Genomic DNA, 14,977 nt, shown 5'->3' with positions numbered 1-14,977 from the left:
GGCTTGGATCGTGCCATGTCGAATGTCGTTCTTGAGAAGGTGAGCCGGAGCTTCGGTAATTTCGTCGCGGTCGACGGCGTCGACCTGCGCGTCAGCGAGGGTGAATTCGTCACCCTGCTGGGGCCGTCGGGGTGCGGCAAGACCACGACGTTGCGGATGGTCGCGGGCCTCGAGCAAAATTCCGGCGGCCGCATCAGCATAGGCAACGAGGTCGTCAGCGATGCGGCTCGCGGCGTCTTTGTTCCGTCGGAGCGCCGGCGGCTCGGCATGGTCTTCCAGTCATACGCGATCTGGCCGCACATGACCGTCTTCGAGAACGTCGCCTATCCGCTGCGGGTGCGCCGCAAATCCGCGGCCGAGATACGCGATCTCGTCGCCAGGGCACTCCGCCTCGTCGAAATGCAGGATTTCGCCGAGCGGCCGGCACCGGCGCTGTCCGGCGGCCAGCAGCAGCGAGTGGCGATCGCGCGGGCCCTCGTCTTCGAACCCAAGGTGCTGCTGCTCGACGAGCCGCTCAGCAATCTCGACGCAAAGCTCCGTCTGCAGATGGGCGACGAGTTCCGTTCGATCCAGAGACGGCTTGGGATGACGAGCCTGTACGTGACACATGATCAGGCCGAAGCGATGGCGTTGTCCGACCGTGTGGTCGTGATGGATCGCGGCCGAATCCAGCAGATCGGTGCGCCCGAGGAAATTTATCGCTATCCCGCAAACCGGATCGTGGCGGCCTTCTTCGGAACACCGAACCTGCTGGAGGCCAGTGTGGAGGCCTGCACGCGGATCGACGATCGCCGGGTGCGGCTCAACGTCGTCGGCAAGGGCTGGCGTGGAGCGTGCGAGTCGGCAAGCGAGATCCGGCCCGGGCGGCCCGTGACCGTCATGGTTCGTCCCGAGGACGCGCGTATCGCGGCGCCGGATGCGGCTCACAGTGACCACGAGCTTCGATGGTCCGGACAGATTGCGCACACGATCTTCCGCGGCCCGATCCGGTCGGTCGTGGTGCAGACCGACGATAGCCGCCTCAATGTCGATGCGCCGCCGTTCGGTGGCTTCTCCGTCGGAGACAATGTGACCGTCGTCGTTCCGCAGCAATCAGCTTGGGCAGTGCCGGAGCAGGCCGGCGCAGCCCCTTAAGCCGGGGGTGCCTCTCAGCGATAGATCTGCTGAGCCAAAGACAGCATCTCGTTCATGCGTTCGGGATCGGTGGTGCCGAGAAGCTTCGTTGTTTCGATCTGTGCCACCGCGGGATCGACACCGGTCAGCGCGTCCGCCGTGGTCGGCAGCAGCCCGAGCCTCGCAAGGCTCTGCTGCATCGTCTTGCCCAGATAGTATTCCATCAGCAGCCGCGCCGCGTTTGGGTGAGGCGCATTCTTCAGCAGCGCGAGATCGTAGCCGACGTAGGGCAGCCCCTCCTTTGGCGCGATGAACTTGACCGGGAGGCCCTTGAGTTCGAGCAGCGATGTCAGACTGTCGGGGATGTAGAGCGGGTATTCGCCGCGCGCTACGCGGCGCTCATTTGCGGGTATCTCCCGGCTGAACTTCAGGTCCTGCTGGGCAAGCTTCTCGTGGAAGGCGCGCCCGTAGAGGTCCTGCAGGACCGAGAAGAGCACGCCGCCGCCGCCGAGCGTCCGCAGATCGTCGCTGAGGATTTTTCCTTTCCAGCGCGGATCCGTCAGGTCGAGCCAGCTTTTCGGCTCGTCCGCCGGCTTGACCAGCATGGTATTCGCCAGGATGCCGTAGACGATCGCAAAGACAGGGAGCCGCATGCCGTCGCTTGGGAAGTCCGCCTTGAGACGGCCGAGGCTGGGGAGGGGGCCGTGAGGTTCGAAGACACGCTCCTCCTTGATCTGCAGCGTGGTCGTGGTCCGCCCGTTCTCGGAGACGTCGGCTGCGTTGCGGCCCGCGGCCTGCTCGATGCGGATGCGCTCCCGGACTTCGCTCGCGCGCGCTTCGAGAATGTCCACGGTGATTCCGTAGGCGGACTCGAACTCCTTCTTGAGCTCCTTGTGCGCGGCAAGGCCAACGAACGCGCTGTAGAGCACCACGCGGCCTTCCTTCTTTGCGGCTGCGACCAACGCGGACCATTCGCCCTCCGCTCTCGACGGGGCCATGATCGATGGCAGGATCGAAGAGGCGGTCAGTCCAAACACCGTAGCGCGGCGCGTGATGCGCGCGCGCTTTTCCCGGTCCGGCGTGGCCATTGTCGCTACTCCGCGGCTTGCGGGCTCGGGGCACGCCAGCGAATGGCGGTCTTCAACTTGTCCTGATAGGCCTCGAGCCAGTCGATCTTCGCGTCAGCGTAGTAGGAGCCTGCGCGCGCGTTCCAGAACACCTCGGCATCGTCGACGCCGGGCGGCACGGTGCCGCTGTTGGCGAATGCCCGTGCAGCGTTGAGCAGGCGCCGCCTCGTCCGCGCGATCATCACGTCGCTCGGTGCGAGATGTTCCTTGGTGTGATCGACGATCGGCCCCATGCTTTCCGTGACGGCTTGGTCCTGCATCACGATGTTGCGGATGCCGGTGTAGATCTTGTTGGTGCGCTGAGCTTCGCGATCGATCTGCCAGTCGTTGCCGATGTTCTGGACCGCACGCCAGCGCCCATACCAGTCCGTGGTGTTGGGCAGATAATCCAGACCGTCGGCCCCGGGGATGCCGCCACCGGATTTCAGCTTGGAACTCGAGTAAGTCGCCCCCTTGGCGCGGCCGCCATAGATCGAGATCAGCATCGTGTGGGTGTCGTCCATGGGCACCCACGCCTTGGCGACCACGTGGTCGGCAAAGTCGGCGTTCGGGGTCTGGGTCCAGAACGGCAGTGAGAAATGCGCCATGCGCCAGTGCATTCGATCGTCCGCTTCCGGCCGAAACGCGCCGTACATCGTGCCCCAGTCGGTCTCGGTGACCTTGTACTCCGGCGCTCGGTTGGAAACCGTGTGACGGGCCGGGTGGCCTTCCTCGAAATCATCAGGGTTGATGTGTCCGGCATGCAGGAAGCCGAAATGCGACGTGTCGATATCGCCTTCGAGGCCCTGGAGCCAGTTGGCTTCGCGTTGGAGGATGGTGACGGTCAGATCCTGCTCCGGAACGAACAGCGCTTCGTGCATCGGCATCGGCGGCGCCTCGGCCCGCGCGCCCATGTAAACCCATATGAGGCCCGCGCACTCGCGAACCCTGTAGCTTTTTGCGCGGACCTTTTCCTTGAAATCCTGCGGAGGGGGGACGTTCGGCATTTCGAGGCAGCGGCCGTCAACGTCGAACTTCCAGCCGTGATAGACGCAACGGATGCCGTCCTGCTCGTTACGGCCGAGGAACAGCGAGGCACAGCGATGTGGACATTGATGATCCAGCACGCCAACCCGGCCCGAGCTGTCACGGAAGGCAATGAGCTGCTCACCAAGCAGCATCAGGCGCATTGGATCGCCGTCGACCGATAGTTCCGAAGAGAGGGCGGCGGGTATCCAGTATTGCCGCATCATCTCGCCCATGACCGTACCCGGGCCAACCAGCGTCAGATCCTGGCCGTCAGTCGATTTCGACATGGTGATCCTCCCTAGCTCTTTTGAATGCTTATTATTTGCATTATGCAAGTAATTCGCCCCTGCGTCAATGACGCGATCGTCCGGAAAGCGAGCGGTTGAGCGGTGCAGTGCAACTCGTTATGGTTCTGCTCCCATCACCGCGAGCAAATTGTCTTGATGAACAAGGTCAGCACGATCCTCCCGCTCGAGAACTGGACCGGATACCGGTTCGGTCTCATCGCTTCGCGGCTGGGCAGCTTCATCTCCCCCATGTACGAAGATCGTTACGAGCTGACGATGCCGGCCTGGCGAAGCCTCGCGGTCATTGCCAGGCATCAGCCGCTGACGGCCACGCAACTTGCGACATTGACCTCGTCCGATGCGTTCAAGGTCGCGCGCTCCATCGAATTGCTGGTGCGCCGAGGGCTGATTCATCGTGACGTGGATAAAGCGGACCGCCGCCGCGCCAGCCTGAGCCTCACGACCGATGGCCGCAAGGTCTACAAGGATATCGAGAAATTCGTTGTTCGGGTCGAGCGCAAGCTCATGGCCGCGCTCGATCCGCACGAAATCGAGGTTTTGAGGCGAAGCCTCGACAAGCTCGATCAGCAACTGGAGACCGAGATCAAAGCACAGGGCCGCGAGAAATTCCTGTAACGGTCTCCGGCGGCCTCTGTTTGCGCCTCAGTATCTTACAATGTCCGAATGCCGCTCTTGATGCCATCGGCGATCTGACCAATCTGCTCCTCGTTGATGATAAGAGGCGGCGACAGGATCAGTGTATCGCCAACAGCGCGAACAAAGATCCCATTTTCGAAACAATTGTTCGCCACGGCGCGGGCCCGTTGACCAGGAGCGTTCGGGGCAGCTTTGATCTCTACGGCCCCAAGTAGCCCGAGGTTGCGGATATCGCGGACCGCGCCGCCGGCGCCCCTGATGTCGTGAATGGCGGCTTCCCATGTCCCGGCGATGCGCGCGACTTTCTCGAAGATGCCTTCCTCCTGATAGACATCCAGGGTGGCAATCGCGGCGGCGCAGGCAAGCGGGTGGCCGGAGTAGGTGTAGCCGTGAGCGAGCTCGACGGTGGCCTCCGGTCCCTGCGACATGGCCTCGTGCACATGATGATGAACCAGCACGCCTCCCATTGGAACGGCGCCGTTACTCATCCCATTCGCGCATGAGGTCCGGCGTGACGCCTAGAGCCTGTGCGGCAAACGGCGCCCCTAGTCTTCCGAAGCCGGTGACGACCTCATCGAAGATCAGCAGGATGCCGTGCTTGCTGGTGATCTCGCGCAGCCGCTTGAGATAGCCCTTGGGCGGCGGCAGCACGCCGCCGGCGCCAGCTATCGGTTCGACGATGACGGCTGCGACTGTCGAGGGGTCCACCGCGGTCAGGAGACCTTCCAGCGCATCTGCAAATTCGACGCCGTGCTCGGGCTCGCCCTTGCTGAACGCATTTCGCGCGAGATCATGTGTGTGAGGAAGGTGTGACACCCCCGGAAGCATGACGCCGAACTGCGCCCGCTGCCATCCGATGCCCGAGACCGAGAGTCCGCCGAATCCCATTCCATGGTAACTGCGCTGGCGCCCGATCAGGCGCTGGCGATGGCCTTCGCCGCGCGCCCGGTGATAGGCCAGCGCCATCTTAAGGGCGGTGTCGACCGCCTCGGAGCCGGATCCGGCGAGGAAAGTATGGTCAAACCCTTCCGGCGCGATCTCCAACGCGGCAAAGTCAGCTAAGGGCCAAAAGGCGAATTACACCGTGACCAGCTCGGGGATTTCCGGTCTAGGCAATGTGTGCGCCGTCGCTCTCTCCCATTTGTCAACGTGGTTGACGGTAATTGCCCGGAATTGCTGTTCCGCGAACTATTGGATGGACTCTTCCGGCAACCAGCTGAATTTGCCTTCGCAAAACTGGTCGTGGTGGTTGAAGTTCGGCGCGTGGACCGGATGCATTAGCGATGTCATGACGCGCGATATGGACTCCCGAGGTGAACGGCGCCGTTGAAGTTGCCATCGCCTGCACCTCTTTCGTAATGAAACAATGGCCGGCCACAGCGCGACCGGCGACGGTGTCGTCATGCTGGCGGGAGCGCAGCCGCGGCAGACGACCGGAGAGATGATCTAATCATTCGGGAAAGGCGTTATCCAACAGAGGAGTATCCTATGAAGTTGGCTCAAACATCAACACTACTCATTTGTCTGCTCGGCGCGCCGGGAATTTCGTTGGCCGCGGACGCCAAGGGGGACGTGGAGAAGGCTTACGCCGCTTGGGATGCCGCATTTAATAAGCACGACGAGAAAGCCATCGGCGCCTCCTATGTCGCGACGGCAAAATTGATGCCGCCCACACATCAGGTCGCGTCGGGGCCGGCCGAGATCGAGAAGTTCTTTGCCGGACTCTTCGCGAGCGGTGTGACGGATCACAAGTTGGAGATGATCGATGCCGGCGGAGACGACAAGGTAGTCTTCGGCACAGCCAAGTGGAGCGCTACGGGTAAGGACAAGGAGGGCAAGCCGTCTCCCTTCAGTGGTTTGGCGACGCACGTCTTCGAACGCCAAGCCGACGGATCGCTCAAATTGAGGCTGCAAACATTCAACTAAAGCGGTCGAAGCTTAATCGGTCCGGCGAGGCGGCGGCCTTACCGGACGCCCAAAAGGGCTACTTGTCTCCGGTGCAAGATATGTCCGGGTTGGGTCAAACTGCGACTTAACGGGGAGGGCAGTTCTTGGCGAAACGCGGACATTTGCCCTGATCGGCACGTCTCCGAAGAGCCAAGATCAGAGTGATCGTCGCATTCGGTCGCGGCGTGGACTTGCTACCTACGATGACGTGAGGATTCCGCAGCTATCCTCTCATACAACGCCACCTCTACGCGCTAGTGCGGTAGAAGAGCTATCTGCTGGGGTCATTTGGAGCAACGGCCTCCTCGAACAGCTCAACCTTACCGCGCGTGTTGTCTGTTACCGCAAAAACCTCGTAAAAATCGATCTGCGGCTTCATGCCGTAGCGCTGGATGATGCCCTCGAGCCACGGCCCGGTGTAGAACGCCGTAGCGTCCTCGATACGCTCCCACTGGTACACGCCGCCCGCCCAGCCGCTTTCGGACCAGATGAAGTGCTTGCTGATCAGCCCCGTCACCCCGCGGAAGTTGGGGGCGATCTTGTGAAAGTGCTCGCGACACGCGGCGTGGTCGATCTGCGGCGGCAGTGTGTATCGTACAACGGCGGTAATCATGCGACCTCCTTGTAAGTATGCCCCGGCGCAACATTGATGCCATTCCCGGGATCAAGCTAGCGAAGCGGGAAGCCGACCATTCCAAAGCATGCTGAACTTAGCGTCGAAGTTCAGCCTATCCTGCATGATCTCGGTCCGGGCGTTGCTCAATTCGCGCAACGCAGGCTCCATGCATGCTGGTGCGTGTCGACTCAGATATTGACCATCTACTCGCGCCGATCGCGATCAAATGCGACAGACGCCGCCGTGAGTAGGTCAACACGATTGACAAGAGCCTTAATCGCCGCGCGGCTATCTCCTTTCAATTTTTTGCGTTAATGTGAAGCTCTTCACACCCGTGTAGCAGACGGGCTCGGATGATGCCCAAAGAGAGGTGAGCTAAGGCCCCGCAAAGCGCCGCCCAGTTCTATTCCATTCACACGCGAGTTTGGGAGCGACACATGGAAAAGCGCGAAATTGGCAACAGCTTGACGAAAGGTCTGTCCGAAGCGAAGCGGGGCGCCTTCTCCCGCCGCTCGGTGTTGACGTTGGTTTGCACCCTCGGCGCCACGGCGCCGCTTGGAATGTTTGGAGCGGCTCGCGCGCTGACGGCATCCGGGACTGGATCGCTGTCTTATATTCCCGGCGAGCCTCTTATTTGTCGCGCCGCAGCGAGCAGTGAAGAGCTGCAGGGCCCACCCCGCCAACTCAAACTCGCCTGGAATGCGAACGCGGCGTGCACCGTCGCTGCGGCAGTCGCAAAGGAGCGGGGTATCTTCGCCAAGCACAACCTCGATGTCGAATTCGTCAATTTCGGCGGTTCGACCGACCAGTTGTTGGAGGCGATTGCAACTGGCAAGGCGGATGCCGGTTTGGGATTGGCCCTGCGCTGGCTCAAACCGCTGGAGCAAGGTTTCGACGTTCGGATCACCGCCGGTGTGCACGGCGGCTGCATCCGGCTCCTCGGCTCCAAGGCTGCGAATATTGACAGCCTGGAATCCCTGCGCGGCAAGGCTATCGGGATTAGCGATCAAGCGAGCCCAGCGAAGAACTTCTTTTCGATCTACCTCGCCAAAAAGGGCATCGATCCGGCCCAAGAGGTAGAGTGGCGCCAGTACCCGGCCAATCTGCTCGCGCTTGCCGTCGACAAGGGCGAAGTGCAGGCGCTGGCCGAGATAGATCCGCTGCCCTACCTCTGGCTCAAGGAAGGCAAACTCAACGAGATCGCGACGAACTTGACGGGTGAATTCGCCGACCGCACCTGCTGCGTTCTCGCGATACGTGGCAGCCTCACCCGAAGCGAAATGCCGGTGGCGGCCGCTCTGACCCGATCGATACTGGAGGGGGCAGACCTAGTTGCCAGCGATCCCGCCGATGCCGCAGCAATCTATTCGGGCTACGGCGGGAGAGGATCCGTAGAGGATCTCGCCACGATGTATCGCAGCCATACTCACCACAATCACCCGGTCGGGGCAACGCTCAAGAAGCAGCTTCTACTCTACACCGACGAACTCAAGGCAGTGAACGTCATGAAGCGAAGCACTGACCCGGCCAAATTCGCCGAGCGGATTTATCTTGACGTTCTAAGCTGAGCCGATTGGGAAGATCCGCAGTGAGCTCGGTCATCGATGAAGTGCCGAGGCCATCAGAGAAATCGGGTTTCGGCTTTTTTGAAAGTTCGACCACTCGGTCGTTGATCGGCGGACTGTCTGTTGCCGCCGCATGGTCTATGGTCGCCGTGCTCACTGCGCTCTGGCCGGATAAGCCCGAGAGCGATTGGGCCTACACCGGCGGCTTCGCGATTGCCTGCGGCGCGTTGGCCCTTGCGCTCGCCCTGGCAGCCTTTGCCGGCGTTCGTTTTGTTGCTTTTCAGCGTCTCCAGTGGCTCTCCCCGTGGCTGTTTGCGCTCGCGCTGTTTTTTGCTGCCTGGGAGGCCGTCACAGCAAAGCTTGGATTGCTGCCGTTGCCGTTCTTTCCGCCGCCGCAGGCCGTTGTCGAAGTCGTAATCGATGATTGGGGGCGGCTGGCTGAAGGCATCTTCGCCTCAGCGCGTCTGCTCGCGACCGGTTACTTTCTCGGTGCGGCGGTGGGGTTCGTAACCGGCGTGGCGATCGGCTGGTCGCGGCTCGCCGGTTATTGGATCCACCCAGTTTTGCGGTTCATCGGGCCGCTGCCCGCGACAGCTTGGCTGCCGCTCGCATTTTTTGTTTTCCCGTCGAGCTTCAGCGCCAGCATTTTCCTGATTGCGCTCGCCACCGGGTTTCCGGTCACCGTGCTGACCTGGTCGGGCGTCGCCTGCGTGAAGAGCGCCTATTACGATATTGCGCGGACATTGGGAGCAACCCAGCGCTTCCTCGTGCTCAAGGTTGCCATTCCGGCGGCAATGCCACATGTCTTTGTTGGCCTGTTCATGGGTCTCGGCAACTCGTTTGCGGTTCTTGTCGTAGCCGAGATGCTGGGCGTGAAGGCGGGGCTCGGCTGGTACCTGCAATGGGCGCAAGGTTGGGCGGCCTATGCCAATATGTACGCCGCGCTGCTGCTCATGGCGTTCTTGTGCTCAGGGCTGATCACGCTGCTGTTCCGCTTGCGGGACCGCCTGCTATCCTGGCAGAAAGGTCTGGTGCGATGGTAGCGGCGATCGCAAGCGATCACGCGGTCCGTGGATCGACGCTAACGCTCCGCGAAGTGAGCCACAGCTTCGATCTCGAAGGGCAGCCCCTGCCGGTATTGGACCGCATCAGCCTTCAGGTCGGCCGCGGCGAATTTGTCGCTCTCCTGGGGCCGAGTGGGTGCGGAAAATCGACCCTGCTGCGGCTGGTCGCGGGGCTCGACACTCCAACAGCCGGCTTCCTGCTAGCGGAGGGAAGAGAGATCGAAGCACCCGATCCGTCGCGCGTCGTCGTTTTTCAAGACCCAACGCTCTATCCATGGCGGACGGTACGGAGCAACGTTGCGCTCGGTCTGGAAGCCCGCGGGTTGCTACGCACTCATGGCGGGCGTATCGAAGACGCCTTGCGCCTGGTGGGGCTCACGGGCTTCGCCAATGCCTACCCGCACCAGCTTTCCGGTGGCATGGCGCAACGCGCGGCTCTGGCGCGTGCGCTTGTCAACGACCCAAAGCTGCTCATTCTCGACGAACCTTTGGGCCAGCTCGACTCGCTGACTCGCATCGCGATGCAGGCGGAACTCGTATCACTTTGGCAGCGCTCGCGCTTCACGGCGCTGATGGTCACGCACGATGTCGAGGAGGCGCTATTGCTTGCTGGCCGTGTCATCGTGCTGAGCGACCGGCCTGCACGGGTCAAGGCTGAAGTCGTCAACAGCCAGCCCTATCCTCGCCACCGGGGCGATCCGCACTTCGTTGAGCTTCGTCGCGAGGTGTTTGGGCAACTCGGCCTCGATGAGGCATGGTAGCCCTCAAAAGGAGCTCGCCGTGACGGATCTTCTCATACGCATCCACAGAGCAAGCAGCACGGCGTTCTCGCCGCGATCGCAATGCGATTGTGTTAGCGGCTGTGCAGCCACCTCGTGGAGATCTAAAAATCTGGGAAGCGCACGGAGACTTCGATGACCTCAGAATTCAACGTCCACAACGCCGCGGGCTATGAGCAGCTCATGGGCCGCTGGAGCCGAAGACTCGCGCGGAAATTCATCGACTTCACAGGGATTTCCGACGGCGAAAGGATTCTCGACATCGGCTGTGGCACCGGTAGCCTGACCTTCACGCTCGCCAGAGCCGCCGACCTCGCCGAGATTACCGCGATCGACTATTCACCAGTCTTTGTCGAGGACGTGATCCGGCGCAACACAAACCCGCGAATAAAAGTCCGGCAGGCTGATGCCTGTGCACTGCCCTTCGAGGGCGGCACGTTCGATCGCGCTTTGGCGCTTCTCGTGCTCCACTTCGTTCCCGAAGCCGGTAAGGCAGTAGCCGAGATGCGCCGCGTCGTTCGGCCGGGCGGCGTGGTCGCGGCAGCGGTGTGGGATCATCTCGGCGGGATGCCCGGCATGCGCATGATGGTCGACACGGTGGCGGCACTCGGTGAAAGCGGGCGCCAGCTGCGCAGTCGCTATTGCTTTCAACCAATGATGCAGCCGGGCGAACTGAGACGGACTTTTGCCGAACAGGGTCTCGTGAGCATTGCGGAAGTAGAGCTGATGATCCGCATGGACTACAAAAGCTTTGCCGACTATTGGACGCCGATTGCCGCTGGCGAAGGGCCGCTCGGCAAGTATGTGGCAGCGCTCGACGCTGCGGAGCGAGCGCGCACCGACGCCGCCGTGCGCGATGCCTACGAGGCCGGCCGGCCCGACGGCCCGAGGTCCTTTGCAAACGTCGCGTGGGCGTGCAGAGGCATCGTTCCCTAACTCGACGGCCAGAGCGGTCTCTTCCGAGGTCCTGACTATCTGAGTGCCCGGGTGGAAAGTCGATGAACGTCTGGGCTTAACCAGGACGAGCAGGCTTGCTGCTCTGCTACGCGGATACGAGAAGATTGGCGAAGTGGAAATTTTTCATTTTCTGCTTGAAGTCAGGTGAGTGAGCGTCTATGCGTTTTCCAGCGTTGCTCGTCTGTCGGGCGCTCTCTTTGGCCTAGATGCCAAGGGAAGCATGCACGCTCTTGATGCTCCTCACCTTGTTGAGTGACACAACAGTCGACGTAAGTCGATTGGAGTTCATTCATCGTCGGTAAGGGTGTCGGAACCCTTCCACTCTGGAAGGTTGGGGCCTCGTGGTCCCGGGCTGTTTGACAAGTGAAGATGAAGAAAGAGAAACGTGGACGGCGGAGTCCTTGCGCCTCTCGGACACTGAAGAGCTTCGGCTTTTGAGTTCTGAGAGGGGACGAAAGACTTCGGCGGTACACGTTTTAAAGGAAACACCATCGCTGCCAGCGATGTGAATCGCGGGCAGCTCGGCGACTTCGGTTGTCGAAATAATGGTGGGACCTCGTCAAACGTTGTGATCAGCCGGTTCAAAGTTCAAGTCCAACTTGAGAGTTTGATCCTGGCTCAGAGCGAACGCTGGCGGCAGGCTTAACACATGCAAGTCGAGCGGGCGTAGCAATACGTCAGCGGCAGACGGGTGAGTAACGCGTGGGAACGTACCTTTTGGTTCGGAACAACACAGGGAAACTTGTGCTAATACCGGATAAGCCCTTACGGGGAAAGATTTATCGCCGAAAGATCGGCCCGCGTCTGATTAGCTAGTTGGTGAGGTAATGGCTCACCAAGGCGACGATCAGTAGCTGGTCTGAGAGGATGATCAGCCACATTGGGACTGAGACACGGCCCAAACTCCTACGGGAGGCAGCAGTGGGGAATATTGGACAATGGGGGCAACCCTGATCCAGCCATGCCGCGTGAGTGATGAAGGCCCTAGGGTTGTAAAGCTCTTTTGTGCGGGAAGATAATGACGGTACCGCAAGAATAAGCCCCGGCTAACTTCGTGCCAGCAGCCGCGGTAATACGAAGGGGGCTAGCGTTGCTCGGAATCACTGGGCGTAAAGGGTGCGTAGGCGGGTCTTTAAGTCAGGGGTGAAATCCTGGAGCTCAACTCCAGAACTGCCTTTGATACTGAAGATCTTGAGTTCGGGAGAGGTGAGTGGAACTGCGAGTGTAGAGGTGAAATTCGTAGATATTCGCAAGAACACCAGTGGCGAAGGCGGCTCACTGGCCCGATACTGACGCTGAGGCACGAAAGCGTGGGGAGCAAACAGGATTAGATACCCTGGTAGTCCACGCCGTAAACGATGAATGCCAGCCGTTAGTGGGTTTACTCACTAGTGGCGCAGCTAACGCTTTAAGCATTCCGCCTGGGGAGTACGGTCGCAAGATTAAAACTCAAAGGAATTGACGGGGGCCCGCACAAGCGGTGGAGCATGTGGTTTAATTCGACGCAACGCGCAGAACCTTACCAGCCCTTGACATGTCCAGGACCGGTCGCAGAGATGTGACCTTCTCTTCGGAGCCTGGAACACAGGTGCTGCATGGCTGTCGTCAGCTCGTGTCGTGAGATGTTGGGTTAAGTCCCGCAACGAGCGCAACCCCCGTCCTTAGTTGCTACCATTTAGTTGAGCACTCTAAGGAGACTGCCGGTGATAAGCCGCGAGGAAGGTGGGGATGACGTCAAGTCCTCATGGCCCTTACGGGCTGGGCTACACACGTGCTACAATGGCGGTGACAATGGGATGCTAAGGGGCGACCCTTCGCAAATCTCAAAAAGCCGTCTCAGTTCGGATTGGGCTCTGCAACTCGAGCCCATGAAGTTGGAATCGCTAGTAATCGTGGATCAGCACGCCACGGTGAATACGTTCCCGGGCCTTGTACACACCGCCCGTCACACCATGGGAGTTGGTTTTACCTGAAGACGGTGCGCTAACCAGCAATGGAGGCAGCCGGCCACGGTAGGGTCAGCGACTGGGGTGAAGTCGTAACAAGGTAGCCGTAGGGGAACCTGCGGCTGGATCACCTCCTTTCTAAGGATGGTTCTTCAGAAGCTTGCTTCTATCGAACCGTTTTAGAAACATCAGTGGCCAACGATCGTCAGGATTGTTGAGCTGCATTGGCGGGATTTCGCCGTCTTCGTTTCTCTTTCTTCGCGGACGAACACGCGCTGGGGCTGCAGGCTTGCAGAATCCCTGGTCCTTGACTGGATATGCGTTAGGGGCTTGTAGCTCAGTTGGTTAGAGCGCGCGCTTGATAAGCGTGAGGTCGGAAGTTCAAGTCTTCCCAGGCCCACCACACTCATCGAGTGAGCATTCGTCTTCTGGTTACGGGGCCATAGCTCAGCTGGGAGAGCGCGTGCTTTGCAAGCATGAGGTCGTCGGTTCGATCCCGTCTGGCTCCACCAGATGGTTTGATCATCGACTGATCGTGCATCTAAATCGTCCGCGAAACATCACTTCGCACTTACTAGTCCGGATGGACAGTGAGCTGCGTGATTTCTGACATCGTAAAGAGGAGATCGATCCGAGTTGGATCGGGCAACAAGCAATTGTTGCGCGATACTTCATTATCTCCGGATCATTTCGGCGCTCGTGCGTCTTTCAATGTAGCTCACAAGGCTGCGTTTGAGAGACATGCGAGTTGTAAATGATCCTTTTAGCGAAGCTTGACCGCCTCGCTATCGGAACGATCTTACGAAGCAAGCTGGTCTTTCTAATCATTGTCCGGCTGTGAGAATAGCGTTCATCGAGGACGCGCGCCGCAAGGCAGTTCTTACAGACAACATTCTGCCGAGTGTGTGGACATTGATAATGAGAGCAATCAAGTGCCTTAAGGGTGTTCGGTGGATGCCTTGGCGCTGAGAGGCGATGAAGGACGTGCTACGCTGCGATAAGCCGTGGGGAGCTGCGAAGAAGCTTTGATCCATGGATTTCCGAATGGGGAAACCCACCTTCGATAGCCGGAACTCCAAGACCTTTGTCGAAAGACATTGGTGTGGGGTTCGATCAGAAATGAGAGATGCCTGGACCTTTAGATTTCGATCGAAGAGGTTTTGGATTTCCGGTTATCAAGAGAAGGTATGAGACTTCTGAATACATAGGAGGTTTCAAGCAAACCCAGGGAACTGAAACATCTAAGTACCTGGAGGAAAGGACATCAACAGAGACTCCGTTAGTAGTGGCGAGCGAACGCGGACCAGGCCAGTGATACATCAAAGACAATCGGAACCGGTCAGGAAAGCCGGGCCTTAGAGGGTGATAGCCCCGTACGAGTAATGCGATGATGTATCCACGAGTAAGGCGGGACACGTGAAATCCTGTCTGAACGCGGGGGGACCACCCTCCAAGCCTAAGTACTCCTCAGCGACCGATAGTGAACCAGTACCGTGAGGGAAAGGTGAAAAGCACCCCGACGAGGGGAGTGAAATAGACCTGAAACCGGACACCTACAAACAGATGGAGCCCAAGATACGTTCTGGGTGACATCGTACCTTTTGTATTATGGGCCAGCGACTTAATTTAACGAGCAAGCTTAAGCCGATAGGCGAAGGCGTAGCGAAAGCGAGTCTGAATAGGGCGTCAAGTTCGTTGTATTAGACCCGAAACCTAGTGATCTAGCCATGAGCAGGTTGAAGGTGAGGTAACACTCACTGGAGGACCGAACGGGTGTCTGTTGAAAAAGACTCCGATGACTTGTGGTTAGGGGTGAAAGGCCAATCAAACTGGGAAATAGCTGGTTCTCCGCGAAAGATATTTAGGTATCGCCTCGGATGAATACCTCAGGGGGTAGAGCACTGGATGGGC

At 59.6% G+C, this 14,977-nt stretch carries 12 protein-coding genes, 2 tRNA genes and 2 rRNA genes (1 of these 16 cut by a window edge); 11 read left to right on the top strand and 5 right to left on the bottom strand.

Annotated features, from left to right (window positions below; genetic code table 11):
- Window positions 1-15 precede the first annotated feature (15 nt).
- On the top strand, window positions 16-1,134 hold the full coding sequence (locus AB7G19_RS34605) for an ABC transporter ATP-binding protein (RefSeq protein WP_085403313.1): 1,119 nt from the start codon (window positions 16-18) through the stop codon (window positions 1,132-1,134).
- Between the two features lie 14 nt (window positions 1,135-1,148).
- Here the strand turns inward: AB7G19_RS34605 and AB7G19_RS34600 are convergent, their stop codons facing one another.
- Together AB7G19_RS34600 and AB7G19_RS34595 are read right to left on the bottom strand one after the other, a co-directional pair.
- The gene (locus AB7G19_RS34600) at window positions 1,149-2,201 is read right to left on the bottom strand and encodes an ABC transporter substrate-binding protein (protein ID WP_085403314.1); all 1,053 of its coding nucleotides are present in this window, start codon (window positions 2,199-2,201) and stop codon (window positions 1,149-1,151) included.
- 5 nt (window positions 2,202-2,206) lie between these two features.
- Complete coding sequence (locus AB7G19_RS34595) at window positions 2,207-3,535, bottom strand: Rieske 2Fe-2S domain-containing protein (RefSeq protein WP_063985290.1); 1,329 nt, start codon at window positions 3,533-3,535, stop codon at window positions 2,207-2,209.
- Between the two features lie 156 nt (window positions 3,536-3,691).
- Between AB7G19_RS34595 and AB7G19_RS34590 the strand changes: the two genes are divergently transcribed.
- Window positions 3,692-4,171 (top strand): MarR family winged helix-turn-helix transcriptional regulator, encoded by a 480-nt coding sequence (locus AB7G19_RS34590; protein WP_085403315.1) that lies wholly within the window; start codon window positions 3,692-3,694, stop codon window positions 4,169-4,171.
- Between the two features lie 35 nt (window positions 4,172-4,206).
- On the opposite strand, the gene AB7G19_RS34585 is transcribed toward AB7G19_RS34590, so the two are convergent.
- Complete coding sequence (locus AB7G19_RS34585) at window positions 4,207-4,680, bottom strand: aminotransferase class III-fold pyridoxal phosphate-dependent enzyme (protein ID WP_283808584.1); 474 nt, start codon at window positions 4,678-4,680, stop codon at window positions 4,207-4,209.
- A complete protein-coding gene (locus tag AB7G19_RS34580) occupies window positions 4,673-5,236 on the bottom strand; it encodes an aminotransferase class III-fold pyridoxal phosphate-dependent enzyme (RefSeq protein WP_275552147.1) in 564 nt (187 codons plus the stop codon). The genes AB7G19_RS34585 and AB7G19_RS34580 overlap by 8 nt, the downstream gene beginning before the upstream one ends.
- 444 nt (window positions 5,237-5,680) lie before the next feature.
- Here AB7G19_RS34580 and AB7G19_RS34575 point away from each other — a divergent pair, with 444 nt between their 5' ends.
- Window positions 5,681-6,118, top strand: a complete 438-nt coding sequence (locus AB7G19_RS34575) for a YybH family protein (protein WP_071916327.1) — start codon at window positions 5,681-5,683, stop codon at window positions 6,116-6,118.
- A gap of 292 nt (window positions 6,119-6,410) precedes the next feature.
- Here the strand turns inward: AB7G19_RS34575 and AB7G19_RS34570 are convergent, their stop codons facing one another.
- The gene (locus tag AB7G19_RS34570; protein WP_085398205.1) at window positions 6,411-6,752 is read right to left on the bottom strand and encodes a hypothetical protein; all 342 of its coding nucleotides are present in this window, start codon (window positions 6,750-6,752) and stop codon (window positions 6,411-6,413) included.
- Between the two features lie 440 nt (window positions 6,753-7,192).
- On the opposite strand from AB7G19_RS34570, the gene AB7G19_RS34565 reads away from it, so the two are divergent.
- The 8 genes from AB7G19_RS34565 to AB7G19_RS34530 all read left to right on the top strand — a co-directional run.
- Window positions 7,193-8,323, top strand: coding sequence for an ABC transporter substrate-binding protein (locus AB7G19_RS34565; RefSeq protein ID WP_085398206.1), 1,131 nt, complete (start codon window positions 7,193-7,195; stop codon window positions 8,321-8,323).
- A 20-nt stretch (window positions 8,324-8,343) separates the two neighbouring features.
- Window positions 8,344-9,363, top strand: a complete 1,020-nt coding sequence (locus tag AB7G19_RS34560) for an ABC transporter permease (protein WP_245343889.1) — start codon at window positions 8,344-8,346, stop codon at window positions 9,361-9,363.
- Window positions 9,357-10,145: an ABC transporter ATP-binding protein gene (locus AB7G19_RS34555; RefSeq protein ID WP_085398208.1), complete on the top strand. Its 789-nt coding sequence runs from the start codon at window positions 9,357-9,359 to the stop codon at window positions 10,143-10,145. The genes AB7G19_RS34560 and AB7G19_RS34555 overlap by 7 nt, the downstream gene beginning before the upstream one ends.
- 153 nt (window positions 10,146-10,298) lie before the next feature.
- A complete protein-coding gene (locus tag AB7G19_RS34550; protein WP_085398209.1) occupies window positions 10,299-11,099 on the top strand; it encodes a class I SAM-dependent methyltransferase in 801 nt (266 codons plus the stop codon).
- A 616-nt stretch (window positions 11,100-11,715) separates the two neighbouring features.
- Window positions 11,716-13,204, top strand: a 16S ribosomal RNA gene (locus AB7G19_RS34545).
- Window positions 13,205-13,392: 188 nt separating this feature from the next.
- Window positions 13,393-13,469: transfer RNA gene (locus tag AB7G19_RS34540), tRNA-Ile, on the top strand.
- Between the two features lie 33 nt (window positions 13,470-13,502).
- A tRNA-Ala gene (locus AB7G19_RS34535) sits at window positions 13,503-13,578 on the top strand.
- Window positions 13,579-13,992: 414 nt separating this feature from the next.
- Window positions 13,993-14,977: ribosomal RNA gene (locus AB7G19_RS34530) — 23S ribosomal RNA — on the top strand (it continues 1,888 nt past the right edge of the window).
- The 16S and 23S rRNA genes sit together here with 2 tRNA genes alongside, the layout of an rRNA operon.

The organism is Bradyrhizobium sp. 215_C5_N1_1, from assembly GCF_052075935.1.
Lineage (GTDB): Bacteria > Pseudomonadota > Alphaproteobacteria > Rhizobiales > Xanthobacteraceae > Bradyrhizobium > Bradyrhizobium barranii.
This window is presented reverse-complemented; position numbering and strand designations above follow the sequence as displayed.

What these genes read in the sequence shown, in the direction of transcription:
- AB7G19_RS34555 (WP_085398208.1), top strand. Translation starts at nt 9,357, where the DNA reads ATGGTAGCGGCGATCGCAAGCGATCACGCGGTCCGTGGATCGACGCTA.
- AB7G19_RS34585 (WP_283808584.1), bottom strand. Translation starts at nt 4,680, where the DNA reads ATGAGTAACGGCGCCGTTCCAATGGGAGGCGTGCTGGTTCATCATCAT.
- AB7G19_RS34565 (WP_085398206.1), top strand. Translation starts at nt 7,193, where the DNA reads ATGGAAAAGCGCGAAATTGGCAACAGCTTGACGAAAGGTCTGTCCGAA.
- AB7G19_RS34595 (WP_063985290.1), bottom strand. Translation starts at nt 3,535, where the DNA reads ATGTCGAAATCGACTGACGGCCAGGATCTGACGCTGGTTGGCCCGGGT.
- AB7G19_RS34550 (WP_085398209.1), top strand. Translation starts at nt 10,299, where the DNA reads ATGACCTCAGAATTCAACGTCCACAACGCCGCGGGCTATGAGCAGCTC.
- AB7G19_RS34605 (WP_085403313.1), top strand. Translation starts at nt 16, where the DNA reads ATGTCGAATGTCGTTCTTGAGAAGGTGAGCCGGAGCTTCGGTAATTTC.
- AB7G19_RS34570 (WP_085398205.1), bottom strand. Translation starts at nt 6,752, where the DNA reads ATGATTACCGCCGTTGTACGATACACACTGCCGCCGCAGATCGACCAC.
- AB7G19_RS34590 (WP_085403315.1), top strand. Translation starts at nt 3,692, where the DNA reads ATGAACAAGGTCAGCACGATCCTCCCGCTCGAGAACTGGACCGGATAC.
- AB7G19_RS34600 (WP_085403314.1), bottom strand. Translation starts at nt 2,201, where the DNA reads ATGGCCACGCCGGACCGGGAAAAGCGCGCGCGCATCACGCGCCGCGCT.
- AB7G19_RS34575 (WP_071916327.1), top strand. Translation starts at nt 5,681, where the DNA reads ATGAAGTTGGCTCAAACATCAACACTACTCATTTGTCTGCTCGGCGCG.